General features: G+C 54.1%; 4 protein-coding genes. All 4 read left to right on the top strand.

All coding sequences use genetic code 11. The annotated features are described in order from the left end of the window. Positions 1 to 731: acyltransferase family protein (locus tag K290_RS0133110; RefSeq protein WP_028755391.1), on the top strand; the 731-nt coding region annotated here is incomplete at its 5' end. 420 nt (positions 732 to 1151) lie between these two features. Next, a complete protein-coding gene (locus tag K290_RS0133100) occupies positions 1152 to 2114 on the top strand; it encodes a glycosyltransferase family 2 protein (RefSeq protein ID WP_081670491.1) in 963 nt (320 codons plus the stop codon). A 66-nt stretch (positions 2115 to 2180) separates the two neighbouring features. Next, positions 2181 to 3248: a glycosyltransferase family 8 protein gene (locus tag K290_RS36030; protein ID WP_161631263.1), complete on the top strand. Its 1068-nt coding sequence runs from the start codon at positions 2181 to 2183 to the stop codon at positions 3246 to 3248. A 330-nt stretch (positions 3249 to 3578) separates the two neighbouring features. Beyond that, on the top strand, positions 3579 to 4612 hold a 1034-nt coding region (locus K290_RS0133090), incomplete at its 3' end, for an oligosaccharide flippase family protein (RefSeq protein WP_028755388.1).

The raw sequence follows: 4612 nt of genomic DNA, 5'->3' as shown, positions 1-4612 counted from the left end.
TGCCTACACCGCCGCCGCTTTCGACATTTCCCGAGATCCTCTTTCCCTGGAACGGCCCTGCCTGGTCGCTGTTCTTCGAGCTGCTGATCAATTTTGCCTATGGCTTGGTCGCCGTGAAATTAAGCGGACGGGCGCTGACTGCAGCGATCATTGGCGCAGCATTCTTTCTCGTGGTCGCCTCTCTCCATTTCGGAACGTTGGAAGGCGGTGCGACCTGGGCCACTTATCCTGTCGGTTTTCCACGGGTGATCTTCTCGTTTTCGCTCGGCATCGTAATCAAGCGCTATTGGATGCGGCCGGTGCAACAATCCCGCATCGGACCATGGCTATTGTCGGTCCTTTGCATCGCAGTCCTGGTGTTTGATCCAGGCGATGCGCTTCGACCCTATTACAATCTGTTCGTAATCATTCTCCTCTGGCCGCTGGTCGTGATCATGGCGTCACGGATGAGCTTTGCGAGGGGATGGCGGATTGTGAGCCAGTTGAGCGGCGATGCGTCCTACGGCATTTATGTTCTCCATACGCCGTTGTTGAACCTCTTTGTTCTGATCACGGAATGGGACAGCGGAGCAAAATGGAGTGGACATGGGTTACGCTTTGCAATTCTGAGTTTGGGCACCGCAATGATAGTTTCATGCTGGCTGAGCTATGTTTATGACCGGCCGATCAGACATCGCCTTATGCAGATCTTCCCACGAAAGATCGACATCGCTCCCGCGCCCACGGCTTGATCGCGTCTAATCTCCTGATCGATGCGTGGAACAGAAATGCTCTCACGTTGGAGCCGGCTGCGAGCGCGCTGCAGGAGGCCGAAAACTGCATCGGCGTGACATTCGGCCTGCAAAGGCCGTTCTCAGCAAGCATTGCCTTCCAGCGCGTCCTGGCAATCAGCACCGATCAGGCGCTCACCAATGCCGCAACTTTGCCGACGAGACCGAAGTATATCCGAAGCTGATGTGATTAGCCTATATTGATTATGCAAAGCAGTATTTTCCGGAAGCCATGTGCATTTTTGTCCCGCTGCCGGATACCTATAATTGACTACATCCAGTATAAACAAACGATAAATATATCGTTGACTAACGTACTTGGGCCGGTAATCATCAACGCGATGATCTCGGGGTTCTATTGAAGAGGTTGGTCAAAGAAGCATGCCGGGACCGCTCGTTGCTATCGTTACACCAACCCACAACGGCGCACGTTTTCTAGCCGAAACAATGGAGTCGGTGCAGAAACAGATATGGCCGAGCGTCGTTCATATCGTGCTTGACAATAACAGCACCGATGGAACGGCGGAAATCATAAGGAACTACAGCAAACAGCGTGTTCCGGTCGTCGCACACCATAACGACGAAACCCTCAATCAACGCGACAATTGGAACCGTGCCTATTCGCACGTACCAGCCGAGGCGTCCTATGTCCGTTATCTCTGTGATGACGATACGATAACGCCCGATTCCGTGGCGAAGATGGTCACTCTTGCGGAGAATAATCCAAAGGTCGGCGTCATCGGTTGCCTGCATCTATGTGCCGGTGCGGTCCAGGATTTTTTCTGGCCGAAAGATCGAAGCGTCTTTAACGGCACGGACGCTATCCGGATGATGTTGCTGCGCCAGGGCATTTTGATGCCGGTGCAGATGCTTTGGAGAAAGAGCGTTACCGATCAGTTCCAGCCACTGTTCGAAGATGCCATGGAAAGTGGCTGGGATCTTGATGCCGTGCTGAAAATGTTGACGCGGTCGGACTTCGGCTTCGTGCACGAAAACCTCGGATTTACGCGCGTACACGCCAACACGACGACATCCCTTTCGTCCGCAAGCAAAACAAGAGCGTGGACGCGAGATGCTCTTCATTTCCTCACTCGATATGGGCCGCTGGCCTTCGGCCCGGAGTACCGCGCTCATTTGCTTCGGTTCCGGCGATATTATGTCCGCCGCATTATCGCGTGGTGGAAGCAGGATCGCGGCCGCGAAAATCTCGGCATTCATTTCGATGCGCTCGACAAGGTCGGATGGACATTCAGCGCGCCTCTGGCGCTGGACGCCTTGGTAGATTGGGCATGTGTCAAGATGGGAATACGGACGAACTGGTCGGGCTATCCCGGCTGGCAATAGCACCGCCTTCATGGCCGACGAGAAGGGCCGCAGATCACCTCTCGCAATCTTAGAAGGGGAATGATGATGGTTGAACCCGTAGGTGCACGCGGAACTGCAGTTTCCGTGAGAAAGCATCCCTCCTTCTTTGTAAAACCGTCTGCCGGGACCACAGCCTTCCGGCACGATGGCGTCTCCTCCCTGATGGATGATCCAGCGGTCCGGGAAGAGCGTTTGACGACACCGCCGCTCGATGTCGCGGAAGTTGTCATCGCCTTCGGCATCGATGCTGGCTATCTGCCGCATGCGGCGGTGGCGATGACATCCCTGATCGACAATGCGCGTGGTGCTCGATTCCGTTTTCTGATTGTTCATGACGGCATATCAATCGATCGGCGGGCGGATTTGGAGCGCTGTGCACCGGGCCAAAGGTTCGAATGGCTCGAGATCACGGATTCACGCCTGTTGAACATGGAAGGCAGAAGGCATGTAAGCCGCGCTGCCTATCACCGGTTGGCACTGCCTGATCTAGCACCTGCCGACGTCAGCAGGATTGTTTATCTCGATGCCGATGTTGTCGTCATCGGTGACATACGCGAGCTTTGGAACCAGGAGCTTGGCGACTGCGCGATTGGGGGTGTCTACGACGTTGGCATCGATTCCGAAGCATTTGCAAAGCATTTTAGATTGCCACCGAAGCGACTGGCCTATTTCAACTCCGGCATTCTTTTGCTGGACCTTGCGAAGATCCGGCAAAGCAACGAGTTTTCGCAGGTGCTCGATTTGCTCGAGACGCGGTTCGATGAGCTCGATCAAATCGATCAGGATGCACTCAACATCGTCTTTTGGGGACGATGGAAACATCTTGATCCGCTTTGGAATGTCCAACGCCGGATGCTGATGCAGGAGGGAAGGCCGTGTTTTGCCGAAAAATCAGAGATGGCAAACGGTCGGCGGCCAAAGATCATCCATTTCACCGAACATAACAAACCCTGGTCGATCGACGGATATCACCCTTATATCTGGAAATACTACCATTACCTTCGGCGCACGCCCTATTGGGAGGCGATCAACAAGGTTGGGGAAACGAATTTCAGAAAAAGCATTCGCCGGCGCATCAAGACGACACTGATCTGGGCGCTTTTAAAGCCGTGACGGTTTGCGTGGATCGGCCGCTTTTTTCTCGCCGGGCAGAGGGGTTTCGTCATTGCGGTAGCCCCTGTTGTCCGCGGCGCGATCTGTAACCGACAAGAACAACAGATGGGCGATGCGTTGGCATAAGGTCCGGTTCTGTGAGTGACTGTTCCTGTTTGACGTGGCTTCCGCAAACCTGACTGAAAAATCCGGCAAACATGGCCCCTGGGCTACGGCACTTAGAGCCTATGGCCGAATTATCGGCGACGGCTTCATTCATCTTGGCGCCTTATTAATTGGCGAAATTTTTTATAATGTAGGTTAAGCGTTGTGTGTGGGCGGGAAAGCTGAATGACCGAACTTTCGATTTCACGAGCCCTTCGCAGCGGAATTTTGTGGAGTAGTATCAATGCGATCCTCTCACAGGCAGCAGGCTTCGTCATATTTTTGATCCTAGCGCGGGCGCTGCCTCCTGAACTCTTTGGCGTCGTCGCCCTCTCGTCGGTCGTTGCCGATTTCCTTGCCAACGAAGGCAGATACGCCGGAATGGACGCCGTTATCCAAGGAAACGGATACGACGGGAAGACACTGAATTCAGCCTTTTATAGTTTGTTATCCATCGCGCTGCCGTTTTCGGCGCTGTTGGTCATTGCTGCACCACTTGTCGCCGATTACCAAAACGCCCCTCTGATCCGATATTTCATGCCGATATTCGGATTGATGCTCTTAGCGACCCCTTGGCTTTCGGTGATGGATGCTTTGATCATGAAGGATCTTGGCTTCAAGACCTTCACGCAGCGCAATATCATCAGCACCTTTGCAGGGGGTGCTGCCGGCATCATGCTTGCTTTCACGCCTTGGGGAATCTGGGCGCTGGTTGCTCAAAGGGTGGTATTTCTGGCGGCAGTCCTGCTGTTCGAATATCGCTGCACGCGTTGGCGTCCCGGATTTGACGCGGATTGGCGCATAGCTCGAAGCATTTTGCGGCGCTTCATTCCCCTATGGTCTGTCGCGGCGCTCAGTCTTTCGATGCAGCGTGCGGTCATTTTCATATTTGGCTTGCGATATGATGAACGAACCGTCGGCTTATTTCGCGCCGCCGACCGCATCAGTGAAACGATGCAGGGGCCGCTGATCGGCCCGCTATTTTCGCTATGGCTTCCGCTGATGACAAAAGTACGGGGCGACCTCGTTAAGGAGCAGGAAGTCTACGTCGCAATCATTCGAACGGCTGCGTTTGTTTCATTGCCTGCGTTCAGCGGTCTGATTGTCGTCTCTGATGATATCGTCGCTTTGCTCTTGCCGCACACCTACAACGGGGTTGCGCCGATCATTCGGGCAGTCGCCATCACATCCTTGATGATCCCGATCTCGTGGTTTAACCC

Source organism: Rhizobium leucaenae USDA 9039, assembly GCF_000426285.1.
GTDB classification, from domain to species: domain Bacteria; phylum Pseudomonadota; class Alphaproteobacteria; order Rhizobiales; family Rhizobiaceae; genus Rhizobium; species Rhizobium leucaenae.
The sequence above is the reverse complement of the archived record's forward strand: the minus strand, read 5'-3'. Positions and strand labels throughout refer to the sequence as shown.